The organism is Lactobacillus sp. M0390 (assembly GCF_016102085.1).
Classification (GTDB): domain Bacteria; phylum Bacillota; class Bacilli; order Lactobacillales; family Lactobacillaceae; genus Lactobacillus; species Lactobacillus apis.
The window spans coordinates 1-26,073 of the sequence record NZ_JACFPH010000005.1 but is presented as its reverse complement, the minus strand read 5'-3'; the positions used below and the strand labels follow the sequence as shown (position 1 = coordinate 26,073).

Genomic DNA, 26,073 nt, shown 5'->3' with positions numbered 1-26,073 from the left:
CTTGGCTAAAATAGACCAATTTGGAATATAATATGGTCATACATGGAGGTGTGATAATTGGAAGAACCAATGTACATCAAAATTCATAATCAAATAAAACGTGAAATTGAGAATCACGTATACAAAGTCGGCAGCAGAATCCCAGCCGAACGACAATTGGCGCAAAAATTTGGTGTTTCGCGGATGACTTTACGTCAAGCAATCAAGACGCTTGAGGATGAAGGAATCCTTGAACAGCGCATTGGTAGTGGCACTTACGTAGCTAACCAAAAAGTTCAAGAAAAAATGTCTGGTATCATGTCGTTTACTGATATAACTCATGCTAACGGGCAAACACCGTCAAGTAAGCTGATTTCGTATCGAATCGGTAAGCCTTCATTGTCAGAAACTGAACGTCTTGACTTGGCTCCTAACCAAGAGGTCTTGCGAATGGAGCGTATTCGCTATGCCGATGATGTGCCTATTTGTTATGAGGTTGTAACTATACCACAGAGCCTGATTGCTAAAATGTCTAAGGCAGATATTTCATCACACCTGTACCAAACTTTAGAAAAAAATGGTTATAAAATAGGTCGAGTAACAGAACATATTTCTGCTGCGATTGCTAATGAAAACTCTGCTCGTTTACTTGATGCCAAAAAAGGCGAGGCGCTGATTACACGTCTTCAAGTGACTGAGCTCTCCACTGGATTACCTTTTGAATATACTAGGGCCAGCTATGTAGCTGATCGTTTCGAATTTACTTTTTCTAAATAAAAACTCTGAACTGCTTTAATTATGATATGCCGTCTAAATTTTGGGGGCATGTCATTAGCTTAGTTCAGAGTTTTTTATTTTAAATCTTGTTTGATTTTAGTAGAAGAGATTCCAGGAGTACGAGGTAAATAAACGACGTCACAATATGATTTAAGAAAATCAAATTTACCTTCCCAGTCATTACCCATTACAAAAGTGTCAATATCATACTTTTGAATGTCAGTGATTTTTTGGTTCCAGTCTTGTTCTGGAATAACTTCGTCAACGTAACGAATAGCTTCTAAAATAAACTTTCGTTCGGCGTAATTGTTGTATGATTCTTTATGTTTTTGCAGCTCATTGAATTCATCAGTCGAAAGACCGACGATCAGGTAGTCACCGAGCTCACGAGCGCGCTTTAGTAAGCGAACATGGCCGTAGTGCAATAAATCAAAAGTGCCATAAGTGATAACTTTTTTCATTTGTAGTGTTGCTCCTCTTACTTCGACAACTAAATATTATCATATTTATAGAAAAGGTAAAACATAGTCCGAAATACCAAATTGTCTGCTAAAATAAGGTAAATTAATCGCAGGAGGAAACTAACATGAGTAAAGTAAGCGTTTTAGGCGTTGACTTTGATAATAAGAGTTTCAAGCAATTTCAGAATGAACTTATCGGTCGGATTAATACTCACCAATCTACCTTTGTAGTAACTGCAAATCCAGAAATTGTCATGTCAGCGAACGAAAATCCCGAATTTATGAAGATTTTGAATTATGATGCGGATTATGTCACTCCTGATGGAATTGGCGTGGTTAAAGCCGCTAAAATACTGGGAACACCATTAAAAGAACGAGTAACAGGCTATGATTTATTTTCTTGGCTAATGAAATTGGCTAACGAACGTAGCCTAAGGGTTTACTTAATTGGGGCTAAACCTAAGGTAATACACGCAATTCAAACTAAAATTGCGCGTGAATATTCTGATATCCAGCTGGTTGGTGCAGAAGACGGCTACTTTAAAGATGATTTAGAAGTAGTTGCATACCAAATTGAGCGTGCTGAACCAGATTTGGTTTTTGCAGCCCTAGGATCACCTCGACAAGAACAACTGCTTGATATTTTGCGTAAAAACCTATTACCTGCTTTGATGATGGGCGTAGGTGGCAGTTTTGATGTCTTTTCTGGAATGGTTAAACGGGCACCTCAAGTCTGGCAAAAAGCACACTTGGAATGGTTTTACCGTTTGCTAAAAGAGCCATCACGCTATAAAAGAATGGGAAAGATTCCTAAATTTATGGTAGAAGTTTATAAGTCTAAAAAGGACCGAAGATAAGCATGAAAGTTTTGCATGTTAATGCTGGCCTCGAATCTGGTGGCGGGTTAACGCACATTATTAACTTATTAACTGAAGCTAAGCTGCAAGGTAAAGATTTTACGTTATTATGTTTAGCAGAAGGGCCGGTGGCCCAAGCTGCAAGGGAGGCAAAGTTAAATTGTCATGTACTAGGCTCAAATAGTCGCTACGATTTGACCGCGCTCAGGCGCCTAGCTACTTTTATCAACGAAGGCAATTATCAAATTGTGCACACTCATGGTGCGCGTGCCAATCTTTTTATGGCGCTAATTAAACGCCGAATTACTGCTAAATGGTGCGTAACGGTTCACTCTGATCCATATTTAGATTTTGAGGGAAGAGGACTAGCAGGTAAAGCTTTTACCAAAACTAATGTTAAGGCAATCAAGGCAGCAGATTGCGTATTTGCGGTAACACAGAAATTTGCTAATTTACTCACAGAACAAGCTCATGTTGATGGAAATAAAGTTCATGTCATTTATAACGGAACTTTTTTTCATGAAGATAGCGACATCCCTGCTAAGTATGAACACCCACATTTTAATATTGTTAATGTTGCGCGAGCCGAAAAAGTTAAGGGTCAAGAACTGCTGCTAAAGGCTTTAAAAAAGCTGGATAATCAAAATGTTCATCTATATCTTGCTGGTGATGGTACACAGCTAGATAATTTGAGGACCTTAACACAAAAATTGGATTTGGGCTCACAGGTAAACTTTCAAGGCTTTATGACACATAAGCAATTGAAGCATCTTTATCGCCGTATGGATCTGGCTGTTTTAACATCGTATTCGGAAAGTTTCCCGCTTGTTTTGCTAGAGGCTAGTGACAACTTGCTACCACTTCTTTCAACAGCAGTCGGCGATATTAAAAAGATGATTCCGGATGGACAACACGGCTTTGTTGCCGAAGTCGGAAGTGTTGATTCAATTACCAACGCTTTGAAAAGTGCTGTCGCTATGCCACCGGCTGAGCTTAGACAAATGGCTGAGCGTGAAAAGAAATATGTTGCGGCTAACTTTTCTCTGGCACAACAATTAGCAAGTATTGAAAAAGTTTATCAAACACTGCTAGCAGTCCATTAAATTGTTTAAACTGGGATAAGTGGTTATAATTAAGAACAAAAAATTTATTGTAATCAAGTTAAGAGGACACAATGTTTTACCAAGAACTAGACCAAGATGATTCTTTAACCCTGCATACTGATTTGTACGAAATCAATATGATGTATACCTACTTTAAAAAGGGTATTTCCGAACGTAATGCTGTTTTTGAAGTATATTATCGTGAAGAACCATTTGGCAATGGCTATTCAGTTTTTGCGGGCTTAGAGCACGTAATACTATATTTAAATAATCTGAAATTCAAAGAAAGTAATCTCGAGTATCTAAAAAATGAAGTAGGATATGATGATGACTTTATTGACTACCTGCGCAATTTGAAAATGAAATTGACAGTGCGCTCAATGAGTGAAGGTGAAATTGTTTTTGCAAATGAGCCTCTTCTTCAAGTAGAGGGACCGCTTGCGCAATGTCAATTGGTTGAAACGGCAATTTTAAATATTATCAACTATCAAACATTATTGGCTACCAAAGCAGCAAGAGTGAAATTGGCCGTTCAAGGCGATGGCGTAATGGAATTTGGTACGCGTCGTGCACAAGAAACAGACGCTGCAATTTGGGGAACTAGAGCTGCATATATTGGCGGTTTTGATTCCACTAGTAATGTTCGCGCGGGAAAACTATTCGGTATTCCTGTTTCTGGGACACACGCACATTCACTTGTTGAAGCTTTTGGCAGTGAATATGAAGCATTTAAGGCTTACGCCGAAACGCATCATGACTGTGTTTTCCTAGTTGATACGTATGACACGGTCAGAAGTGGTGTTCCTAATGCCATTCGAGTAGCAAATGAAATGGGCGACAAAATTAATTTCCAGGGTGTTCGAATTGACTCTGGAGATATGGCCTACATTTCAAAACAGGTTCGTCATGAACTAGATGATGCGGGCTACACGGACGCAAAAATTTATGCTTCAAACGATTTAGACGAGACAACTATTACTAGTTTGAAAATGCAAGGTGCCAAAATTGACGTTTGGGGAATCGGTACTAAGTACATTACCGCTTATGATCAGCCTGCACTTGGTGCTGTTTACAAGCTAGTATCAATTGAAGACGACAGTCACCAAATGCGTGATACGCTCAAAATATCTTCAAATGCGATTAAGGTTTCTACGCCTGGTAAAAAGCAAGTTTGGCGTATTTCTGCTAATACTGCTAAGAAAAATGAGGGTGATTGGGTTGCACGTGCTGGAGTTGATCCAAGAAAATTTGATTCACTTTACATGTTCCACCCGCAATATAACTACATTAATAAAGTCGTAACTGACTATACTGCTGAGCCACTGCTTAAAGATATTTTTAAAGACGGCAAGTTAGTATACAAGCAACCTAAATTGATTGAAATAAAACAGTTCTGCGCTGCTAATTTAGACGGCTTGTGGGATGAATATAAACGTAGCCTAAATCCACAGGAATACCCAGTTGACCTCTCACAAGATCTATATGATAGTAAAATGAACTTAATTCAAGATATTCGTAACCATATTAATGAAGGAGAACTAGGTAAATGAGACCATTGCAAAAAGAAATAATTGCCTATGAACATGTTTTACCAGAAATTGATCCAAAAAAAGAAATTAGACGATCCGTTGACTTTCTCAAGGATTATTTAAAAGCCAATCCATTTTTAAAATCTTATGTTTTAGGAATTTCAGGCGGACAAGATTCAACCTTAACTGGTAAATTATGTCAGATGGCAATTGCCGAAATGAGAGAAGAAACTGGCGATAAGTCATATCAATTTATTGCGGTGCGCTTGCCATACGGTATTCAAGCCGATGCCCAAGACGCAGCTGACGCGGTTGCTTTCCAAAAACCAGATCAGGACTTGATTGTTAATATTAAGCCTGCTGTTGATGCAATGGTTGCTAGTTTAAATGAAGCTGGACAAGAAATAACTGATTTTAATAAGGGCAATATTAAAGCGCGTGAGCGGATGGTTGTGCAGTATGGCATAGCTGGTGCTAATAACGGTGCTGTTGTCGGAACTGATCACGCAGCTGAAAACTTTAGTGGTTTTTACACAAAATATGGCGACGGTGCGGCCGATCTTACGCCTCTTTTCCGTTTGGACAAGCGTCAAGGTAAACAAATGCTCAAAGAACTTGATTGTCCGGAACATTTATACTTAAAGACTCCTACAGCTGATTTGGAAGAAGACCAACCAGATCTTCCTGATGAGACAGCTTTGGGAGTAACGTATCAAGAAGTTGATGATTACCTTGAAGGACGAGAAGTGTCAGACGAGGCCGCTGAAAAAATTGAGGCACTCTGGCGAAAGAGTGAGCATAAGCGCCGTATGCCGGTTTCGGTATTTGATGATTTTTATAAGCACAAATAAAAAGCGGCCTAAAAATAACAAAATTAATTTGCAAACTCAGTATGTGAATGAGCTTCTAGATCTTCCTATTATGCATTGACAAAGATTGTGCAAGTAGTACAATTACTGTTAACTTAAGATATGTTTTTTAAATTAACAGTTCAAAGAGAGAGCTAATTGGTGAGAAGGGCTTACTGTTATTTAAAAAATGCTCCTTATAGATTTAACGAATAAAAATAATTAAGAGGTAACAAACACTGTTGCAATTGAGGTGGTACCGCGTTTTAAAGCGTCCTTGAATTTGGCAACGGTGTTTTTATTTTTGGATAAAAAAGGGAGAGATATTGATGAAGAAACTAACAAGTTCGGAATTTAGACAAATGTTTTTGGATTTCTTCGAACAACATGGTCATATGGTGATGCCAAGTCAATCACTAATTCCGCAAGATGATCCAACACTACTTTGGATTAACTCTGGTGTTGCAACAATGAAGAAATACTTTGATGGCTCTGTTGTACCTAAAAATCATCGAATCACTAGTTCACAAAAATCAATTAGAACTAATGATATTGAAAACGTAGGTAAAACAGCACGTCACCAAACCTTCTTTGAAATGCTTGGTAACTTTTCAGTTGGTGATTACTTTAAAAAAGAGGCTATTTCTTGGGCTTGGGAATTTTTGACTAGTCCAGAATGGCTTGATTTGGATAAAGAAAAGCTTTACTGCACGGTTTATCCTAAAGATACTGAAGCACATAAAATTTGGCTTGAAGTTGGCATGCCTGAAGATCATATTGTTAAATTAGAAGAAAACTTCTGGGACATTGGTGAAGGTCCTTGTGGTCCTGACTCCGAAATCTTCTATGATCGTGGTCAAGAAAATAATGATGTGGAAGAACACGATCCAGAGAACTTCCCTGGTGGTGAAAATGCGCGTTATCTAGAAATTTGGAACATTGTGTTCTCCCAATACAACCACTTGGCAAATGGTGAATATGTTGATCAACCGCATAAAAACATTGATACGGGAATGGGACTAGAGCGTGTACTGTCAATTTTACAAGACGCTCCAACTAACTTTGAAACTGATTTATTCTTGCCAATCATCCATGAAACAGAAAAGATGACTGCAAATAAGAAATATGGCGAAAACGCAGCAGACACTACTGCTTTCAAGATAATTGCCGATCACGTTCGAACAGTCAGTTTTGCTATTGCTGATGGGGCATTACCATCAAATACTGGACGTGGCTACGTTCTACGCCGGTTAATTCGTCGTGCCGATTTAAATGGTCAACGCTTAGGTATTAAAGGTTCATTTCTTTATAAGCTGGTACCTGTTGTTGGTAAGATTATGGAGAGCCATTATCCAGAAGTTACTGATCAGAAGGACTTTATTGCTAAAGTAATTAAGAACGAAGAAGAAAGATTCCAATTAACTCTTGATTCTGGTTTAACTCTACTTGATGACTTAATTGAAAAGGCTAAGAAGTCTGACGATAAAACAATTTCAGGAAAAGATGCATTTAAGTTATTCGATACTTACGGTTTCCCTTACGAATTAACTTTTGAAACTGCACAGGATGCAGGATTAGAAGTTGATAAAAAGGGCTTTGACGCTGAAATGAAAGCTCAAAAAGAACGGGCACGTAAAGCACGTGGTGATTTGCAATCAATGGGTGCGCAAGATGAAACTTTAATGAACCTAAAAGATAAATCAGAATTTGAGTACGGCGTATACGAAGACAATGCAAAATTGATTGATATTCTTGTTGATGACCAACTAGTTGATCGCGCTGACGGTGATCATGCAGTCTTAATCTTTGATAAGACTCCATTTTACGCTGAACGAGGCGGTCAGGTAGCCGACCATGGTAATATTTACAACCGTGAAGGTGAATTAGTTGCTCAAGTAACTGACGTACAACACGCACCAAATGATCAAAACATGCACTTTGTTGATGTTGTTTTGCCACTAGAAAAGGGTGAAGAATACACCTTAAAGATTGACCGTGTTCGTCGTGAAGGGTTACGTCATTCACATACAGCTACGCACTTATTGCACGCTGCTTTAAGAAGTGTGTTAGGTGAGCATACTCATCAAGCAGGAAGTTTGGTAGAACCTGATTTCTTACGCTTTGACTTTACTGCTATTGAGCCAATGACCGCGAAAGAAATTAAATCGGTTGAAAACTTAGTTAACCAAAAGATCTGGGAAGCAATTGAAGTTAAAACAACCATTACTGATCCAGAAAAAGGAAAAGACATGGGAGCTTTAGCCTTATTTGATGGTAAATATGGTGACAAGGTCCGCGTTGTTCAAATGGAAGACTTCTCAATTGAATTCTGTGGTGGTACCCACTGTGCTAATACCAATCAAATTGGTGTCTTCAAGATTATTTCCGAGTCAGCAATTGGTGCGGGAATGAGAAGAATTGAAGCAGTGATGTCCAAAAAGGCATATGAATACCTATCAAACCGTTCCGAATTATTGGACGAAATTCAAGCAGAAGTAAAATCAACTAAGCCTGAAGATATTCTTGATAAAGTTGGTAGTCTAGAACAAGAGCTGCACGATAGTCAAAAACAAGTTGAAGACTTGAATTCACAAATTAACCAAGTTAAAGCTGGTTCAATTTTTAATAACGTTGAACAAGCGGGTGATTTATCAATTATTGCGCAAAAAGTTGACGTTAACGGTATGACTGACTTACGTGAGCTGGCTGATACTTGGAAGAGTGAGGACAAATCAGACGTTCTAGTTTTAGCTGCAGGTAAAGATGGCAAGGCCAACATGATTATTAGTCTAAATGACAAGGCGCTAGATGCAGGTCTCAAAGCAGGTGACCTAATTAAACAGGTTGCCCCAACCTTTGGTGGCGGCGGTGGTGGTCGTCCAAACATGGCTCAAGCAGGTGGTAAAAAACCTGAAGGTCTTGAAGATGCTATCAAACAAGTGATTTCAATCGTCACAGAAAATTAAGTGTTTGAGTTTAACGTGTTTTTCAAGTAAAATTATGCTAGGAGGAATGATTATGAGTTCGCTAGATAAGACAATGCATTTTGACTTTAATGAAAATAAAGGCAAGAATGTCTATGACACTCTCCAAGAGGTATATAATGCCCTTGAAGAAAAAGGATACAATCCGGTTAACCAGATTGTCGGTTACTTACTGTCTGGCGATCCGGCATATATTCCACGGCATAATGACGCACGTAATTTGATTTTAAAACATGAACGTGATGAAATAATTGAAGAGCTTGTAAAAAGTTATCTTGGTAAAAATAAATAATGCGCTTGCTTGGTTTGGATGTCGGTTCAAAGACAGTCGGAGTGGCAGTTAGTGATGAATTGGGAATAACCGCCCAAAAAGTTACAACCATTCCGATTGATGAAGATCGATTTAATTTTGGGATGCGTCCTTTGAAGCAAATCGTTCGTGAATATAATCCGTCCGGTTTTGTGCTAGGATTACCTAAGAATATGGACGGTTCATCTGGTGCTTCTGTTAAAAGAAGTAAGGCATACGGTCAAAGATTGCAAGAAAAGTTTGGCTTGCCGGTTTATTATTCAGATGAACGCTTGACCACAGTTGAATCCCAGCGTGTGCTGGTTGATGAAGCTGAAATTCATGATCGCCATAAACGTAAAGAAGTTATTGACCAAATGGCCGCGGTTTTAATTCTGCAAAATTATTTAGACCTAAATCGAAAGGATTAATATGACACAAGAAATACAAGGCGATGATCGCCAATTAACTTTAGTTGATGAAAATGGTAATGAGGAGTTATACGAAGTTTTATTCACTTTTCATTCAGACGATTATGACAAGTCTTACATTTTACTTTATCCAGCTTCGACGGATGAAGATGAGGAAATCGAAGTCCTTGCATTCAGTTTTGATGCTGACGCTGATGGAGATGTAACCAGCAACGATTTGCATGAAATTGAGGCAGACGATGAATGGGATATGGTTCAGGGTGTACTCAATACATTCTTGGACGATGACCGTTTAAGCGGTGAATAAATGAAAAAGACTGGCGAAGCCAGCCTTTTTTTATTAATAGAGATTTTAAACAGATGAATAATAAAATATTAGAAACACTAGAATTTGCAAAAATCACTGAAAAATTGCAAAAAATGGCGATTACGGCTCCGGCTAAAAAAATGGCAGCTAAGCTTTTGCCAAGTGCTGATTTTACTCAAGTTGAAAGAGAATTAGGTCAAACACTAACCGGTGCAAATTTGTTGCGTATAAAAGGGCAGATGCCGTTAACTGACTTCATGGATGTTACGCCAAGTACGAAACGCTTGCGAATTAAGGCTAATTTGAATGCCCATGAATTGGGTAACTTGCTACTAGTACTAACTCTGGCTAATGACATTAATAACTTTGTGGCTGATGTAGATGAAGAAGAACTTGATTTATCGGCCATTGAAACTATTTTAGCAGAGTTAGATGTACCAGATACCTTATTCAATCAGTTAAAAAAGGCGCTTGATTATGACGGTGAAATTCTTGATAGTGCCTCCACTAAGTTGGCACAGCTACGTCATGAACTAAAAAATAATGACCGTGAAATCAAGAATCGAATGGATGCTTACACTAAGGGGAGCAGTAGCAAGTATTTGTCTGAACAAATTGTGACAATCAGAGATGAGCGCTACGTTATTCCAGTTAAGCAAGAATACCGAAATAAGTTTGGCGGTGTAGTTCATGATCAAAGTGCTAGTGGACAAACACTGTTTATTGAGCCTAGCAGTGTCCTGAACCTAAATAATCAACAGCAAAACTTGCTTGCGGAAGAAAGACGTGAAATTGAACGCATTTTACGTAATCTTTCTGATTTGGCACGCGAAGAGGTTGATCAAATTGATACTATTTTTTCTGCAATTGTTCAGTTAGACTTCATTCAGGCTAAGGCAAGGCTTGCTCATGAAATGAAAGCGACCGAGCCTAAATTAACGCAGGACCACTCACTTTCATTTATTAAAGCGAGACACCCGTTAATTGATCCTGAAAAAGTTGTGGCTAATGATATCCGTTTGGGCGAAGAATTTGACACAATTTTAATAACGGGACCGAACACAGGTGGTAAGACAATCACTTTGAAAACTGTTGGTTTGTTGCAGTTAATGGCACAAGCAGGACTATTTATTCCAGCAGCTGAAGGCAGTAAAGCAGGAGTTTTCCGTGATATTTGTGCTGATATTGGTGATGAACAGTCAATTGAGCAATCGCTCAGTACCTTTTCATCCCACATTAATGGCATCATTGATATTATGAAAAATGTCGATGATCAAACTTTGGTTTTAATTGATGAAATTGGTGCGGGAACTGATCCAGAGGAAGGAGCCAGTTTAGCAATTAGCATTTTAGACTTTTTGCGCAAAAAGCAGGCTAAAATTATTGTAACCACACACTATCCGGAGCTGAAACTGTATGGCTATAACCGACCAAAAGTTACTAATGCTTCAATGGAATTTGATTTGAAGACCTTATCGCCGACTTATCGGCTACAAATAGGGATTCCTGGCCACAGTAATGCCTTTGCAATTGCGCGAAGACTAGGGATGCGCGAAGACGTGGTCAAAAGCGCCGAAAGCCTCATGTCAGATGATAATGCCGACATTAATCAAATGATTGAAGAATTGACTAAGCAGACTAAGGCAGCAACAGATGCTCGCAATCATTTAGTGACAAGTCTTGATCGTAGCAAAAAGCTTGAGCTTAAACTGCAGCAAGCACTTGACTGGTACAATCAACGTGTCCAAAAGCAACTCGAATTTGCTCAGGAACGTGCTAATGAAGTTGTCGCAAAGAGCCGTAAAAAAGCCGAAAAGATTATCGAACAGCTTGAAAATCAGCAAGGCAATGTAAAACAGAATGAGCTGATTGAGGCTAAAAGTGAATTTAACCAGCTTGAAAAGCAGAATGAAAATCTGGCGCATAATCGTGTTTTACAAAAAGAAAAACGCCGTCACCATGTCAATGTTGGCGATAAGGTTAAGGTGTTGTCATATGGCCAGACTGGTACAATAACTAAAAAGATGTCAGAGCATGAGTATGAAGTACAAATGGGCATTATTAAGGTTAAAGTCAGTGACCGTGACATTGAAAAGGTTGGTGTGGATAATGAAGCAAAGAAGCATTCAACTAAGCTAGTCCGTGCTACTGGTGCTAATCGTCGCAGTAATGCACGTAGTGAATTAGACTTGCGTGGACAGCGCTATGATGAAGCAATGACCAATCTTGATCGTTATATTGATTCAGTTTTACTGGCTGGGCTTGATGTAGTGACGATTATTCATGGTATCGGAACAGGTGCCATTAGAAAGGGCGTTTGGCAATACTTAAAGGCAAGTAGACACGTCAAAAGCTTTAATTACGCTCCTGCAATCGAAGGTGGCAACGGAGCGACGATTGTTCACTTGAAGTAGCACGTTTAACTTGTAAAAAGTAAGTTACATGCTATAATTAAATTACTTATGAAAAGCTACAACTATTTAGGGAGGTTTTACTCATGGTTGATGAACTTACAGATCAAAACTTTGAAGAAGAAACTAAAGATGGCGTTGTCCTAACTGACTTTTGGGCAACATGGTGTGGTCCTTGCAAAATGCAATCACCAGTTATTGATGAATTAGCTGAAGAGCGTCAAGATGTTAAATTCACCAAGATGGATGTTGATGAAAATAAAGACACACCAAGTTCTTTAGGTGTAATGGCAATTCCAACTTTAATCATCAAAAAGAATGGTGAAATAGTTGATCGCTTGACAGGTTACACACCTAAGGCAAAGCTTGATCAAATTTTGAATCAATACACAGATTAAAAGTATAGGAAAAACCTTCTGCAATTAGCAGAAGGTTTTTTGATTGCTCTAACTTTGGAAGTGACGAACAGATCACTATTAGTTGTTTCTAGCTTGTAAAAGATCACGAATTTGTTTTAGGTAATCTTCTGAAGTAGGTTGAGCTGGTTTTTGCTCAGCAGGTTTAGGTCTAGTTACTTTGTTGACTGCTTTGACAAGCAGGAAAACAATAAAGGCGATAATTAAGAAATTAATCACCGTATTGATAAATGCACCATATTTAAATGTTGCACCGCCAACTTTCAAAACTAAGTTGGATAAGTCGATTCGACCGATAAATAGACCGATAAGTGGGTTGATTAGGTTGGATACTAATGAATTTACAATATTGGTGAATGCACCGCCGATGATAACACCGACTGCTAAATCAATTACATTGCCACGTTCAATAAATTGCTTAAATTCTTTCAGCATAATTTTTTCCTCCATTCTCACTTTAATCATAGAGCAAAGATGGCAAGAAACTCAATTAAGCTGCTTTTTAATTTAATCAAATTTGGCTGCTATGTGAACTAAATTATTTTTGTGATCAATTTCTAATTCGCATTCAGTTGTGCGGCCAGTTTCTTTTTCAACTGCCTCCGCAATGATTCCTGCTTCAAGCGAAAACTCTTGGCTGTCACTATTAAGCCGGTCGGTAACGCTTTGGCCTGCTAATTCAAAATCAATTTCTGTTCTGCGTTCCTTTATTTTAGTTAAAGTGCCAAATTCAGTTGTTTCAAAGAAACTATTAACATCTTCAAAGGAAGCTAAATCATATTTACGAGCGATTCTTTTGCCGCCCCAATATAAAATTTCTTCGCTCGTTTCACCCAAAATAGTTGGTAAAAGAAAGTCGCGATATAACTGATTAACAAAATATACGTGTTCACTTTGTTGCTGATTGTCTTGCATTAAGAATTCATCCCTTTTATTTTCTTATATTTTACCTTAAAATTGATTGAAATAGAAAAAATAAGGGGATTTTATATTATGGATAATCGGCCAATCGGGTTGTTAGATTCTGGTGTTGGCGGTTTAACGGTAGTTAAAAAAATTATTGCGCAAATGCCAAATGAAGCAACAGTTTTTATTGGTGATAATGCACATATTCCATATGGTGATAAAACTAAAGAAGAAATCACTGAATTAACGAGACAAAGTGTTGAATTTTTATTGAGTAAAAATGTTAAATTGATTATTTTTGCCTGTAATACGGCAACTAAGGTTGCATTAGATGTTATCCAAAATGAAACTAACACTAAGCTGATTGGTGTGATTAAATCTGGCAGCATCGCTGCAATACGTGCGACTAAAAATAAGCATATTGCTGTTGTCGGAACTCAAATGACGGCGACCTCGCACGCTTACAAAAAAGAAATTACGGCGCTTGATCCTACAATTGAAGCTACAGAATTAGCTGCTCCTAAGTTAGTGCCGCTAATCGAAAATAATGCTACACCAGCGGACATTTTACCTGTTTTAAAGGAAACACTAGAACCATTACAAAAGAAGAGTTTTGATACATTAATCTTGGGCTGTACCCATTATCCAATTATTCAAAAGCAATTTGCACAGTGTTTACCTAAAAACGTGCAATTAATCAATCCTGCTGATGAGATTGCCAGATATACAGAAGAATTATTGCAGACCAAAGGAGCAACATGTGAACGGCCAAATTTGGGCAAGCATGAGTACTTTACAACTGGGGATGTCAAAAAAGTAAATAAATTGGGTGCGAAAATTCTCGCTGATCCTAATTTCAACGCAATTCAAGTATAAAAGGGACAAAAAATGAAAGAAATTTTATTTGCTACAACTAATCAAGGAAAAGTAAGAGAGCTTCAAGAGGCCTTCAAACAGGCTATGATTGACGTTCAAATCAAGACTAATGCAGATTTAAAGCATCCACCTGTCGTTGAAGAATACGGAACGACTTTTGAGCAAAATGCGAAGCTAAAAGCACATGCTTTGGCCGAATTTAGTAACATGATTACGATTGCTGATGATTCTGGTTTGATGGTTGATGCACTTGATGGTGCACCTGGGGTGCGCTCAGCACGTTTTGCTGGTGAAGAGCACAATGATCAAAAAAATAATGCTAAATTGTTAGTTGAGCTCGGTGGAGTTCCATCAGAAAAGAGAACGGCCAAATTTAATACAACAATTGTGGCATCCTATCCGGGCGAATTTGAACATGACTTAGTTGTTTCTGGACAGTGCGCGGGTCGAATTCTGGTGGCACCAGAAGGTGAAGATGGTTTTGGTTACGATCCACTTTTTTATGTGCCAGAAAAAGGTAAGACTTTTGCTCAAATGACGGTTGCTGAAAAAAATGGACTATCACATCGTGGTCGAGCAATCCAAAAGCTGCTTGAGGAATTTCCGACCTGGCTAGCCCAGTTTTAAACAAAAAAAGGTTAATTACACTAAAGTATGTCGTTTGTTACGAACTTAATGTAATTAGCCTTTTTTATTGCGCTAAATTGATGTCATGTGCCTGTAAAGTTTTTAAATACTCAGATAAATAGCGGTCTTGCACTGCTTTTTCATTGCCTGGCTTGACTTGAAAATGAACAACATATTTCACTGTTTGAGCAGTTTGAGAAGTAACCCCAACAATTAATGGTTTTTGAATAAGCGCTTTTTCTTTGCCCTCATTTTGTGAGTTAACCTGATCGATCAATTCTCGAACATAATTGAAGTCATTATCAACTTTTAACTGCAGTTCAATATCAAGGCCAATACCACCGTGTGCGAGATTCTGAACAATTGAGATGTTACGATTAGGAATATAGATAATAGAACCATCGGTGCCTTTGAGTCTAGTAGTTCTGAGTCCCAGTTGAATCACTACACCTGTTTGATTGTTTATTTGAACAAGGTCACCCACGTCAAATTGATCTTCGCTTAAAATAAAGAAGCCGTTGACGAGGTCACTAACAAAGCCTTGTGCGCCCATCCCTAATGCAAGTGAGAAAATACCAGCACTTGCGAGCAAGGTGCCGATTGGAACACCCAGAATTGATAAAACTGCAAAGAGGTAAAAGAAAATTACAGTGTAGGAAAAAATACTATTAATTAGGGCAGCAACTGTCTTAGACCGCTTATTTTGGGGTCTTTTGCTGTTTTTCCAATAATGATTAATTATTTTTTTGCCAAAATGAGAAATTAAGAAGAAGATAATTGTGGAGATGGCAAGCTGCCAAACCACAGTCAACACTTGCGTACCAATTTGGTCCCAATTAAATTTTAAATTTCTTTGATTTAGTTGAAATGTCGGTTTCATGGTTTCCCGCCTTTCTTATATGCATATTAATCATAGCAAAATATTACATATAGATTGAGATTGAAGCATTTTCATGCTAGACTTTTTTTAAGGTATAGAATTGGAGGTAGAAGATGGAGAATATATCTTATGGTGAAGTAGCAGGGTTGATTGCCGCTGCGGCATTATTAGTTTTGATACTTTTCACAATTCCTGTACTTATCCACGCTGCAAAAGCAGCAAAGCAAGCGAATCAAACAATCAAAGCTGCCAACGAATCACTTGAACAAATCTCAAAAGATATTGATGTTTTGGCCCATCAAACAAGTGACTTGCTTGATAAGACCAATGTGCTTTTAGCAGATGTCAATGTTAAGATGGAGACTTTGGATCCTGTTGTCAAGGCTGCTGCTGATTTAGGTGAAAGTGTCTCAGATGTGAACGCCTCTTCACGTAAGATGGCAAAGCGGGTTAGCAACTTTCATTTAAATAGTGGTAACGGGTTCGTATCTTCTGCTTTATCGTCAATGTTTGCGCGTAGGAAACGTCGCAAGGGTAAAGAATAGAAAAAAGGAGTTTTTTACAATGAAGAAATTTACAAACTTTGTTTTAGGTGCAATCATTGGTGGTGCAGCAGGTTTTCTAGCTGGCTCATTATTAGTTAGTGATGAACAAATCGATGATTTGAAGAAAAAAGTTAAGGACAATGACACTGTTCAAGACCTTAAGAAGAAATATGACAATGGTACTGAAGTCGTGAAAAATCAATTAGCTTCATTCCCAAAAAATGTTGAAGATGATTCTGAATTGAAAGACTTTGATGATATCGTGATTGATAACTCTTCAGACGATGATCCAATGTTAGCTGATAAAGCTGAGGATTCAGTAAGTGATTTACACAACGCTGAAGCACCTGAGAGACCAGATGCTTTTCCTAAAGAAGATCCTTTAGCAAGACCATAATTAAAATTGCTTAATAAAAAATGCACTAGCAGGAAGTTAAATTCTGTTAGTGCATTTTTAGTTCTTGTAAATCTTAATCACTAAGTGGGATGTATTTAAGTTCCTTGCTGGTATGAGTAAATGGTTCATAACCGTCTTTAGTTACAACACCACAGTCTTCGATTCTAACACCAGCAACGCCTGGAAGATAAATTCCTGGTTCAATCGAGAAGCACATACCTTCCTCGATTACCAAGTCATTGCCACCAACAATTGAAGGGTACTCATGAACGTCTTTACCAATTCCGTGACCTAAACGGTGAATGAAGTATTCGCCGTAGCCAGCCTTTGTAATGATGTCACGTGCAACTCCATCTAACTCAGAAGCGGTCATGCCAGGCTTAACTGCATCAATTGCGGCTTGCTGTGCTTCACGATCAATTTCATAGATTTCTTTAGCTTTAGCACTTGGTTCACCGTAGGCAACTGTTCTACTGGCGTCTGATGCGTAGCCGTTATGCATAGTTCCAAGATCAAATAAAACGAGTTCATTAGGTTGAACTTTATTCATTGTTGGACCTAAGTGTGGATTAGCTGCATTTGCCCCGGTTTGAACAATTGTTTCAAAACTTTCTTGCATAACACCTTTTTGCACCTTTAATTGATATTCAATTTGTCCAGCAATATAGCGCTCGGTTACACCAGTTTTAATTGCGTTAAAACCAATCTCAAAAGCAAAATCTGCTTCGCGTCCGGCAGCTTGTAATTGTTTAACTTCTTCTGGTGTTTTATATAGTCGAATTTTAGCAATAAAGTTTGAAACATCACCATCAAAATTTGCGTCTGGGAATTGTTCATGCATCAGTTGGAAATGTGCTACAGACAAATTATTTTTCTCTAGTGCCCATTTTTGGTATTCTGAAGTCCTACCTTTAATTTTATCTGCAATTACTGCCCATGGGTCTTCTGAATCAAGGTAGCCGAAGACATCACCATCCCAAGCAGAATTTTTAGCTTCTTCAACATTTAAGGCAGGAACGAAAACAAATGGATCGCTATCTTTAAATGCTAGAAGAGCAAAGATACGCTCGTGTGGTTCCATGTCGTAGCCAGTAAAATAAGCGATTGTGGTTGGATTGGAAATATAAGCAACATCATTGCCAGATGCTTGCAGCCATTCTTGTAATTTGTTTAAATTCATAAACTTTTCCTTTCATATCAAGTAATTAATTATGAAAAGTATATCATGTTATAGCAATGAAAAAATGAAAGAATAGCTGTAAACGTTTGCACTTTTTGGGAAATCATGATAAATTTGTTAGGAGTATTCAAGATAGGGGATTAGAGATGCGTAAACAAGATATTACAATTTATGACGTTGCTCGCGAAGCTAAAGTGTCGATGGCGACCGTTTCACGAGTAGTTAATGGCAATACCAATGTTCGTAAAGATACACGTGAACGTGTATTAAAGGTGATCAACCGGCTGCACTACCAGCCAAATGCAGTAGCGCAAGGGCTTGCCTCTAAACGAACAACAACGGTTGGACTAATCGTTCCAGATTTAACTAACCTTTACTTTGCTGAGCTTTCAAAGGGAATCGATGATATCGCATTACTGTACAAGTATAATATCATCATTACTAGTATTGAAAACCGCTTAATGAAGGAAGATCAAGCAATTCAGGGTCTATTGAACAAGCAAGTTGACGGCATAATTTACATGTCAGATAATTTACCAGAAGAAGCTGCCGAAGCTTTCAAGCGTACAGATACACCGGTTGTTTTAGCTGGTACTAAAAGTAATCACCAAGAGTTTCCGTCAGTTGCAATTGACTACATGAAGGCTGACACAGAGTCATTAAACTTACTTTATAACGATGGTAAGAAGAACTTAGCGCTTGTATTAGATGATCCAGATACAGTCGTAAATGCAGAAAACCGCATTCCAGCATATAAGAAGTTTATGGTTGATCATAACTTGGGTGAAGGGCACATTTATAGCAATATTAAAGACCATTCTGATGGCTATAATCTATATTCCCAATTGCGTCAGGATGGCATTGATAGTGTAATCGTTACCCGAGATATTACCGCTGTCGGCATTTTAAATGCTGCAACTGATGCGGGTACAAAGATTCCTGAAGAAATGGAAATTGTTACTGCTAGTGCAACGCAAATTGCGTCTGTCGTTAGACCAGCACTGACAGCCATTCGTCAACCACTTTATGATATTGGTGCTGTGGCAATGAGATTGCTAACTAAGCTAATGAACAACGAAGAAATTGACCAAAAGCAAATTGAATTGCCATATGAATTGTTGAAAAAGCAAAGTACGGCAAATAAATAATAAACAAAAAATCGATTCATTATGAAGTGAATCGATTTTTTGTTGCCTTTAATTATTTAACTTCCAAGTTGCTCTAATCTGTTGAGTAAGATTTAGAGTCTTTGGTGCTTGTAAAGGTAGATATTCCAGTAGAGCGATATTAGTGTAACGATTAATTCTAGGCAGCTTATTGTAATTATGCCAACTAGTTCCGTCAAAGAAGCCATAGAAAAGAATATCGCGAGCCTTAACCCAACCTAAAGAGGTGTATAGCCACATGCTTTTTGGACTTCCATTAAAGTTCTGAATTTTATACAAAGTATTAATTGGCATTTCCTTTTTGGTTTTTGCTTGATTTTCCGGTAAGCGATAAATTGGTACTTTGTGTTGGGGTTTGGCCAGTATCTGCTTGTCCTGGTATGGAGCAACATCCTGTTGCTTTAAATCAAGGTTAACAAACTCGGCGGAAATGAAGGTCTGATTGTCTATTTGATAATAGAGCTGATTGTGGGCACGGACGCCGTACATTACTTCCAATTTTTGACCAGGTTTAACATACTTTTTTTGTTTAACCCTGACGTATGGATTCATCATTGTCGCTGTTTTTTCTTTACCAAAATAGATGCCGTTACGATGAATGTCGTATTTCTTAGTGCCTTGCTTAGCCAGCTTATATTTAAAACCGGTACTTGGAAAGTTGGTTACAACGCCATCAATATTTTTATTGATCAGCCAATGCCATAATTCAGGTGATTCATCCATTTCTGCCCAAACATAAACTTGCTTGTTGATGCGATGAAGCCAGTGAATTAGCCAAGAGTGATTTAAAATCAAGTCCGACGAAACATTAACCGCATCGACTTGTGGTAGATTACTAAAGTTGATTCGCTTAAGACTGCCGACAAGTAAAATTAGGTACGCATCTGGCATGATTTTCCGAAAGTGAAATAAGCTTGCCGCCGAAAAAGAGTGAATCATAACCCTTTTTTCCATATGATATTTTTTAATTGTTGCAGCAATTTCATCTTCTAGTTGGTAAGACGGATCAATTGAATGATCAATTTTGGTTTCTAAAACAAATTTGGTATTTGGCTTTTTTTGATAGTGTTCAAATAACTCATCCAGACTCATCACATGTTCACCATTATCATATGTTAATTGGCTAAGTGCCTGCCAAGTATTTTGTGATACAATTGCATGTGTATGAGTAACTCGATATAAATCATCATCATGTGAGACGACCAGTTGTCCATCTGCTGAAAGATGAAGGTCGAGTTCAACGTAATCAGCACCTGAATTAAAGGCGGAATCATCGCTCTGGATTGTTTCTTCAGGATATTTCGTGGGATCGCCGCGGTGCCCGACAACAGTAAAACCACTACTTGTCAAAAAGATTATGGTAAGAAAAATAGCCGTAAATACATGGCTTTTACGTTTCATGTGTACACCTCTATTGTTTATTACGATAGCATGGTTACACATTTTTTGCTATATTTAACAGTTTAATTTTAGGGATAATTTAGATGAAGCAAGAGTATGAAGAATTAGATTTAATTGAAGAAATCACACGCAATGATGGCAGTAAATACTTTGAAATTTCTAACATTGATCAAAATGGGATAGCCGAACTGGCGGTTGATCACGGGAATATAAAAAATGTGCGCATCTTGCAACTAAATATTCCACGTACTAAAGCGTTGATCACTTATGAAGAGTATATTAACAAAAACTACCACCTTGAAACATTAACCAATGAGGATGATTGGAAAAATCCTGATTGGGTTGAATGGGATAAGCCAAAGGGTAAAGTCTTGGATGCGTACGAAATGATTTTGAAATCGAATCAGATCGGTTAGGGGACAAGAGATGGAAAAACTTCGCATTTTACATACTAATGATTTGCACTCACATTTTGAAAACTTTCCTAAAATCGGTCGTTATCTGAAAAAGGCGCAACAAGATAAGACTGTCGACCAGGTGCTAACGTTTGATGCTGGTGACTTCATGGATAGATCCCATCCATTAACTGATGCAACTTATGGTCAAGCTAATATTAAATTGATGAATTCGTTTAATTACGATGCCATCACAATTGGCAACAATGAGGGAATATCGAACTCGCATGAAGTAGTTGAGCACCTTTTTGATCATGCCAATTTTCCTGTAGTTCTTGCTAACTTACGTGAAGAAGATGAATTAATGCCGCATTGGGCGGTGCAAGATAAAATTCTGACAACCAAAAAAGGCACAAGAATTGCATTAATTGGTTTAACGGCTGCCTATCCCTTATCTTATGAACCTAATCATTGGCACGTTAAAATGCTAAAAGATGCGATGGATGAAGTTCTACCCAAAATTAAAGGAAAATATGATGTTTTAATCCTATTGACACATGTTGGTCTTAATATGGATTCCTTTTTGGCCCATAATTATCCACAAATTGATTTAATTATTGGTGGTCATACGCATGACTTGTTACCACATGGCAGAAATGTAAATGGTGTTTGGATTACTCAAACTGGTAAATGGGGTCATTATGTAGGAAATATTCATGTGGAAATTGATGACAAGCACCATATTCAAAGAATCTCACCACATGTTGTAGCTACAAGTTCGATGAGAGAACATGATGATGATCAAAAAACCATTTTAGGTTACCGAGAACGTGGAAAAGAAATCCTAAGCCAAGAGAAAGTTGCAGATTTACCAGAAAAATATGATGGTGACCGTGAGGCAGCAATTGATGTGTCTCTAGATGCGATTGCTGATTTTGCTGGAACAGATCTTGCAATGTTAAGCACTGGCTTGTTTTTAGAACCCTTTAAAAAAGGCATCATAACTAAGTATGATTTGCAAAAAATATTACCTCATTCAATGCATGTTGTGCGTTCAATATTAAAAGGTAGTGACCTATGGCGCCTTGTAATGGAAATCGAAAAAAATCGCCATTACCTTGATCATTTTCCACTTCAAGGGATGAGTTTTCGGGGAAAAGTATTTGGTCAAATGCACTATCGCGGAATAAAGTTTGATCCACTAAGCAAAGCGGTTTTTGTTGGGGGAAAGGAAATAAACCCAGCAAAAGAATATCAAATCGCTGTTTTGGACCACTATGTTTTGGTGCCTTTTTTCCCTACGCTTGCAATTGTGGGGGATAATCAATTTTTATTCCCACAATTTTTGCGTGAAGTAATTGGTGATTATTTAGCTAAAAAATATCCGATAATAGGAAGTGAAACTAATGGCGGACCAAAAGAGCCAAATTGATGAGCCAAAAAAAGAAAATAAGTTTGAGGAACAGCAGCCGCTTCGTCATCCACTTGCTGCAGTCAAAATAGTTGGCAAGCAAATCAAAATTAACAAGCAACTGTATCAAGTACTTGTGGATAAACAAGAAGCGCTTGATACTGAACTTTTAAGTAAAAAATATGACCCTTATTTAGATCAATATGATTATATTGTGGGTGATGTTTCAAGTGAACACTTGCGCCTAAAAGGCTTTTTTAAAGATAAAGTACAAACGGCAATTGACCGCAAGGAACAGACAATTGCTGATTATTTGATGGAATACTGTAATCCTGGTGGTGGCTATTTTATTTTGCAACTGGTGAGCCCAGTGCATCACTACCGAAATACTAAGTTTAAAAGACGTACCAGTGTAACCCGCTATAAGAAGCAAACTGCGCCTAACAATAAGACTGCTACTTTTAAAAAGTATAAAAAGAGTGCGTCACGCATCAAAAAGCCAAAAACAGTTACAGTGAAAAAGGCACAAGCTAATAATCATACTTTTGTAATCAAAAAGAGGAAAGGTAGCAATTAAGTGAAAGATTATCAATTGTTTTTAATTGATCTGGATGGAACAATCTATCGCGGAAAAGAGACTATTGCATCTGGTGTAAGATTTGTTCATCGACTTGAGGCAGCTGGCAAAAATTATCTTTTTTTGACTAATAATACAACGCGTACACCGCAAATGGTTGTAGATAAGTTGGCTGGGCATGGAGTAACGGCAGATACTTCACATGTGTATACACCTTGCATGGCGACCACTAGTTATTTGCTAAATGAAAAAGAGACTGATAGTGGCAAAATTGGTGTTTATTTAATTGGACAAATTGGTTTATGGCATGAATTCCTCAGCCACCCTGAATTTGAAATCAACGAAGAGAAGCCAGATTATGTAGTGGTAGGAATGGACACTGATTTGACTTACCACAAAATTCAAGTTGCTACTAACGCAATTAGAAATGGCGCGAAGTTTATTGGGACAAATGCTGATGTCAATTTACCGAGTGAAAATGGCTTACTACCCGGAAACGGTTCGCAGTGTGCGATGATCGCCACGGCAACTGGAGTAGAGCCACTGTTCATTGGGAAGCCTTCCGAAATTATCATTGAACGTGTTTTGCAAAAAATGGGTTGTTCAAAAGAAGACGCACTAATTGTGGGTGATAATTATGATACAGATATCAAAGCTGGATTTAACAGTAAAGTGGACCAACTGCTAGTTACAACAGGAATTACTCAGCCAGATGATATTGTTGATAAAAAGCAGCCAACAATTTTAGTTGATGATTTAGATGAGGTTGAACTATGAAAAAAAGCAATCCCATTTTAGCCGTAATGTTTCATTTCATATTCGGTATTACTAGTAGTGTTGTTGGTGCAATAATTGCAAGCTGGCCCTTACTACTTGTTTTTGTCATTGTTCAAAAGACTTATAAAACTGTCAACCTATCAGTTGGGCAAGTAATTCATAACTACAATCAACTGATGGGTTATTTGGTTTGGCCATTTAAGCAGCATTTGCATATGAGCAATTTCCCAACTTCAGTAATGGCGGCGCAACACTTTGCGGAAGTAAAGAGACTGTTTATTTTAGCGGTTTTTGCGTTTTTGTGCTGCCTAATAATTTTCTTAATTACTAAAAACAAAAAAAGCAAAGCACTTAAACTTGATAAGGTTTGGGCTTTACTCTTTCTACTTTTACCAATTGTTGTATTACCGTTTGCTTTAACTAACTTTGACGATTTTTTTATTACTTTTCACCATTTATTTTTCGCCGGTAGTAACACATGGTTATTTGATCCATCAACCGATCCAATTATTAACGTACTTACAGAAGGCTTTTTTGCGTCATGTTTTGCTGTGGGCGGAATTATTTATGAATTATATTTTGTAAATCAATTATTGAAAAAATAAAAAGGAGCTCCATTAATGGAGCTCCTTTTTTTGTGTCATTCGTTTTTTTAAGCCAACAATTAAAATTGGTAAAACTGAAATAAGTATGATTGCTAGAATTAACATTGAGAAATGATCTTTAACAAATGGGATGTTGCCGAATAAGGCACCAATAATTGTAAAGAGTCCACTCCAGATAATGCCGCCAATAATATTGTAAATGGCAAACGTACCGTAGTGCATTTTACTACCACCAGAGATAAAAGGAACAAATGTCCTAATAAAGGGGATGAACCTACCAATTACAATTGTGATTGAGCCATGCCGCTCAAAAAATCGCTCGGCTGCTTCACGATTTTTTTGATTAATTAGCTTATTAAACCAGGAGTGTTTCGCTCCGGCCTTGACCGATCGTGCCCCGATTTCATAGTTGCATGCATCACCGAGTATTGCGGCTAGTAAAACTGCAAAATACACGAGCCAAATGTTGAGGTGATATTTTGGATTGACTGCCATTGAACTAGCGGCGAAAATCAATGAATCACCTGGCAAAAAAGGGAAAATGACTAATCCAGTTTCAATAAAAATAATGGCAAAAATAATCAAGTATGTCCAGCTGCCAAACTGGTTGACTATTTCAATCAGATGGTGATCAATGTGAAGAATAAAATTGATTATTGTCATATATGTTGCTCCTAAATACTGGTTGAATGAATGGTTAAAGTCTTTTCGGGAAATAGTGCACGCATAATTGCAGTTACTGCAATCTGTGCTTCGCCAAATCCAAGACCGATGACCGGAACTTTGCCAGGATAAGCTGCTACATCTCCAATCGCATAAATGCCAGGGATGTTAGCTTCCATTTCACGCGAAACTTTAATATGGCCGTCTTCAAGGTCAACACCCCATTTGCGGACAATACTATTATTCGCGCGAAAGCCATAAGCAACGACTATTTGATCGAACTGCTTTTGTAATAACTCAGTTTGACCGACCTGCTTAAGTCCGATATCAAGTTGATTATTTCGTATTGCAATCGTTTTAGGAAGATAAGGAGTGAGAACTTGAACATTTTTTAAACTTTTGAGTTCTTGCAATGTTGATTCTAAACCGCGGAAATCTGCCCTTCGATGAATTAAATTGATTTTAGTTCCGGGTTGTTTTGCTAATTCAAGTGCCCAGTCAAGTGCAGAATCTCCGCCACCAAAAACGCCGATTGATTTTTCAGCAAAGTGACTCGGGTCTTTAACAAAGTAATGGACACGCTTTTCAATGGCTTCATCCATCTTCAGAGGGAACTTTTTGGGAGAAAATGAACCTGTTCCAGTGGCGATAATAATACTCTTTACTTGAAAATCATTATCGATAATAAATCCTTGATCATTCTTTTCAATTGATGTTACTTGATGGTTCAATTGAAAAGTAGTCTTATCCTTGGCGGAATCAATTAAGTGATCAGTTAATTCCTGACCAGATATTTTTCCAAAAACAGGAATATCAAATATTTCCTTAAAAGGATATAGAAGTTTTGGTTGTCCCCCAATTTCTTTTAAAGCTTCAAAAGTAACTGTTTTTAATCCATGTAGGTGTGCAAAACTAGCGCAGAACAATCCTATTGGTCCAGCACCAATAATTGCTGTATCAAATTTTTTGATTTTTAAAACCTCCTCTAAACGCTGATATAATAACTTTAACATGATTGAAAAAGATAATCATCAGGAATAAATCGAAAAAAGTACTTGCCAAAAAGAGAAATAGTTGCTAGTATTAATAACTGTCGTCAGGACATAGGGCACAATAGCTCGAGCGATTGAACGACAAAAAAATCAAGCAAAACCAGTTGACAAAAGTTAGCAGGTTTAGTAAGATAACAAACGCTGCTAAGGCAAGTCGAAGATAGCGGTCAGAAAAAAGTTCTTGACAAAGAGAACAAGATCTGATTAAATATCTAAGGCGCTG

General features: G+C 37.8%; 29 protein-coding genes. 21 read left to right on the top strand and 8 right to left on the bottom strand.

The window, feature by feature from the left end:
• Positions 1–57 precede the first annotated feature (57 nt).
• A complete protein-coding gene (locus H3R25_RS08005; protein WP_046306117.1) occupies positions 58–756 on the top strand; it encodes a GntR family transcriptional regulator in 699 nt (232 codons plus the stop codon).
• Positions 757–830: 74 nt separating this feature from the next.
• On the opposite strand, the gene tagD is transcribed toward H3R25_RS08005, so the two are convergent.
• A complete protein-coding gene (gene tagD / locus H3R25_RS08000) occupies positions 831–1,217 on the bottom strand; it encodes a glycerol-3-phosphate cytidylyltransferase (protein WP_198194924.1) in 387 nt (128 codons plus the stop codon).
• Positions 1,218–1,342: 125 nt separating this feature from the next.
• Between tagD and H3R25_RS07995 the strand changes: the two genes are divergently transcribed.
• From H3R25_RS07995 to trxA, 10 genes are all read left to right on the top strand, one after another.
• Positions 1,343–2,074: a WecB/TagA/CpsF family glycosyltransferase gene (locus tag H3R25_RS07995; RefSeq protein ID WP_187158693.1), complete on the top strand. Its 732-nt coding sequence runs from the start codon at positions 1,343–1,345 to the stop codon at positions 2,072–2,074.
• Between the two features lie 2 nt (positions 2,075–2,076).
• Entirely contained in the window at positions 2,077–3,177 is a 1,101-nt protein-coding gene (locus H3R25_RS07990) for a glycosyltransferase (protein WP_198194922.1), read from the top strand.
• 71 nt (positions 3,178–3,248) lie between these two features.
• A complete protein-coding gene (locus H3R25_RS07985; RefSeq protein WP_198194920.1) occupies positions 3,249–4,727 on the top strand; it encodes a nicotinate phosphoribosyltransferase in 1,479 nt (492 codons plus the stop codon).
• The gene (gene nadE, locus H3R25_RS07980; protein WP_198194918.1) at positions 4,724–5,557 is read left to right on the top strand and encodes an ammonia-dependent NAD(+) synthetase; all 834 of its coding nucleotides are present in this window, start codon (positions 4,724–4,726) and stop codon (positions 5,555–5,557) included. Before H3R25_RS07985 ends, nadE begins: the two co-directional genes overlap by 4 nt.
• Before the next feature lie 326 nt (positions 5,558–5,883).
• Positions 5,884–8,520: an alanine--tRNA ligase gene (gene alaS, locus H3R25_RS07975; protein ID WP_198194910.1), complete on the top strand. Its 2,637-nt coding sequence runs from the start codon at positions 5,884–5,886 to the stop codon at positions 8,518–8,520.
• A gap of 52 nt (positions 8,521–8,572) precedes the next feature.
• Positions 8,573–8,830 (top strand): IreB family regulatory phosphoprotein, encoded by a 258-nt coding sequence (locus H3R25_RS07970; protein WP_046306129.1) that lies wholly within the window; start codon positions 8,573–8,575, stop codon positions 8,828–8,830.
• The gene (gene ruvX / locus H3R25_RS07965) at positions 8,830–9,258 is read left to right on the top strand and encodes a Holliday junction resolvase RuvX (RefSeq protein WP_198194908.1); all 429 of its coding nucleotides are present in this window, start codon (positions 8,830–8,832) and stop codon (positions 9,256–9,258) included. The genes H3R25_RS07970 and ruvX overlap by 1 nt, the downstream gene beginning before the upstream one ends.
• A gap of 1 nt (position 9,259) precedes the next feature.
• Positions 9,260–9,565 carry a DUF1292 domain-containing protein gene (locus H3R25_RS07960; RefSeq protein ID WP_187158690.1) on the top strand — a complete coding sequence of 102 codons (306 nt, stop codon included), beginning with the start codon at positions 9,260–9,262 and terminating at the stop codon, positions 9,563–9,565.
• Positions 9,566–9,618: 53 nt separating this feature from the next.
• On the top strand, positions 9,619–11,979 hold the full coding sequence (locus H3R25_RS07955) for an endonuclease MutS2 (protein WP_198194906.1): 2,361 nt from the start codon (positions 9,619–9,621) through the stop codon (positions 11,977–11,979).
• Between the two features lie 83 nt (positions 11,980–12,062).
• Positions 12,063–12,374, top strand: coding sequence for a thioredoxin (trxA, locus tag H3R25_RS07950; protein WP_074426377.1), 312 nt, complete (start codon positions 12,063–12,065; stop codon positions 12,372–12,374).
• A gap of 78 nt (positions 12,375–12,452) precedes the next feature.
• On the opposite strand, the gene mscL is transcribed toward trxA, so the two are convergent.
• Positions 12,453–12,827 (bottom strand): large-conductance mechanosensitive channel protein MscL, encoded by a 375-nt coding sequence (gene mscL, locus H3R25_RS07945; RefSeq protein WP_074426378.1) that lies wholly within the window; start codon positions 12,825–12,827, stop codon positions 12,453–12,455.
• Positions 12,828–12,899: 72 nt separating this feature from the next.
• Complete coding sequence (locus H3R25_RS07940; protein ID WP_046306141.1) at positions 12,900–13,307, bottom strand: YslB family protein; 408 nt, start codon at positions 13,305–13,307, stop codon at positions 12,900–12,902.
• A 78-nt stretch (positions 13,308–13,385) separates the two neighbouring features.
• Here H3R25_RS07940 and murI point away from each other — a divergent pair, with 78 nt between their 5' ends.
• Positions 13,386–14,174 carry a glutamate racemase gene (gene murI / locus H3R25_RS07935; protein ID WP_198194904.1) on the top strand — a complete coding sequence of 263 codons (789 nt, stop codon included), beginning with the start codon at positions 13,386–13,388 and terminating at the stop codon, positions 14,172–14,174.
• 12 nt (positions 14,175–14,186) lie between these two features.
• Complete coding sequence (locus tag H3R25_RS07930; RefSeq protein ID WP_198194902.1) at positions 14,187–14,801, top strand: XTP/dITP diphosphatase; 615 nt, start codon at positions 14,187–14,189, stop codon at positions 14,799–14,801.
• 64 nt (positions 14,802–14,865) lie between these two features.
• On the opposite strand, the gene H3R25_RS07925 is transcribed toward H3R25_RS07930, so the two are convergent.
• Positions 14,866–15,681 carry a mechanosensitive ion channel family protein gene (locus H3R25_RS07925; protein WP_198189168.1) on the bottom strand — a complete coding sequence of 272 codons (816 nt, stop codon included), beginning with the start codon at positions 15,679–15,681 and terminating at the stop codon, positions 14,866–14,868.
• Between the two features lie 113 nt (positions 15,682–15,794).
• Between H3R25_RS07925 and H3R25_RS07920 the strand changes: the two genes are divergently transcribed.
• Both H3R25_RS07920 and H3R25_RS07915 read left to right on the top strand, forming a co-directional pair.
• Positions 15,795–16,226: a DUF948 domain-containing protein gene (locus tag H3R25_RS07920; protein WP_198194900.1), complete on the top strand. Its 432-nt coding sequence runs from the start codon at positions 15,795–15,797 to the stop codon at positions 16,224–16,226.
• 19 nt (positions 16,227–16,245) lie between these two features.
• A complete protein-coding gene (locus H3R25_RS07915) occupies positions 16,246–16,623 on the top strand; it encodes a DUF1269 domain-containing protein (RefSeq protein ID WP_074426384.1) in 378 nt (125 codons plus the stop codon).
• 73 nt (positions 16,624–16,696) lie between these two features.
• Here H3R25_RS07915 and H3R25_RS07910 read toward each other — a convergent pair whose 3' ends face one another.
• Positions 16,697–17,803 (bottom strand): aminopeptidase P family protein, encoded by a 1,107-nt coding sequence (locus tag H3R25_RS07910; RefSeq protein WP_187158684.1) that lies wholly within the window; start codon positions 17,801–17,803, stop codon positions 16,697–16,699.
• 146 nt (positions 17,804–17,949) lie between these two features.
• On the opposite strand from H3R25_RS07910, the gene H3R25_RS07905 reads away from it, so the two are divergent.
• Complete coding sequence (locus tag H3R25_RS07905) at positions 17,950–18,951, top strand: substrate-binding domain-containing protein (protein ID WP_198194898.1); 1,002 nt, start codon at positions 17,950–17,952, stop codon at positions 18,949–18,951.
• A gap of 48 nt (positions 18,952–18,999) precedes the next feature.
• On the opposite strand, the gene H3R25_RS07900 is transcribed toward H3R25_RS07905, so the two are convergent.
• On the bottom strand, positions 19,000–20,370 hold the full coding sequence (locus tag H3R25_RS07900; protein WP_187158683.1) for a glycerophosphodiester phosphodiesterase: 1,371 nt from the start codon (positions 20,368–20,370) through the stop codon (positions 19,000–19,002).
• Between the two features lie 83 nt (positions 20,371–20,453).
• Between H3R25_RS07900 and H3R25_RS07895 the strand changes: the two genes are divergently transcribed.
• From H3R25_RS07895 to H3R25_RS07875, 5 genes are read left to right on the top strand one after another with little or no spacing between them, the layout of a single operon-like run.
• On the top strand, positions 20,454–20,786 hold the full coding sequence (locus H3R25_RS07895) for a hypothetical protein (protein WP_074426388.1): 333 nt from the start codon (positions 20,454–20,456) through the stop codon (positions 20,784–20,786).
• Between the two features lie 10 nt (positions 20,787–20,796).
• On the top strand, positions 20,797–22,197 hold the full coding sequence (locus tag H3R25_RS07890) for a bifunctional UDP-sugar hydrolase/5'-nucleotidase (RefSeq protein ID WP_198194896.1): 1,401 nt from the start codon (positions 20,797–20,799) through the stop codon (positions 22,195–22,197).
• Positions 22,172–22,753, top strand: a complete 582-nt coding sequence (locus H3R25_RS07885) for a YutD family protein (protein ID WP_198184049.1) — start codon at positions 22,172–22,174, stop codon at positions 22,751–22,753. Before H3R25_RS07890 ends, H3R25_RS07885 begins: the two co-directional genes overlap by 26 nt.
• The gene (locus tag H3R25_RS07880; RefSeq protein WP_198194894.1) at positions 22,754–23,530 is read left to right on the top strand and encodes a TIGR01457 family HAD-type hydrolase; all 777 of its coding nucleotides are present in this window, start codon (positions 22,754–22,756) and stop codon (positions 23,528–23,530) included.
• The gene (locus tag H3R25_RS07875; protein ID WP_074426392.1) at positions 23,527–24,135 is read left to right on the top strand and encodes a TIGR01906 family membrane protein; all 609 of its coding nucleotides are present in this window, start codon (positions 23,527–23,529) and stop codon (positions 24,133–24,135) included. Before H3R25_RS07880 ends, H3R25_RS07875 begins: the two co-directional genes overlap by 4 nt.
• A 12-nt stretch (positions 24,136–24,147) precedes the next feature.
• On the opposite strand, the gene H3R25_RS07870 is transcribed toward H3R25_RS07875, so the two are convergent.
• Positions 24,148–24,798: a VTT domain-containing protein gene (locus H3R25_RS07870; protein WP_198189174.1), complete on the bottom strand. Its 651-nt coding sequence runs from the start codon at positions 24,796–24,798 to the stop codon at positions 24,148–24,150.
• Between the two features lie 11 nt (positions 24,799–24,809).
• Complete coding sequence (locus H3R25_RS07865) at positions 24,810–25,811, bottom strand: NAD(P)/FAD-dependent oxidoreductase (protein ID WP_198194892.1); 1,002 nt, start codon at positions 25,809–25,811, stop codon at positions 24,810–24,812.
• Positions 25,812–26,073 lie beyond the last annotated feature (262 nt).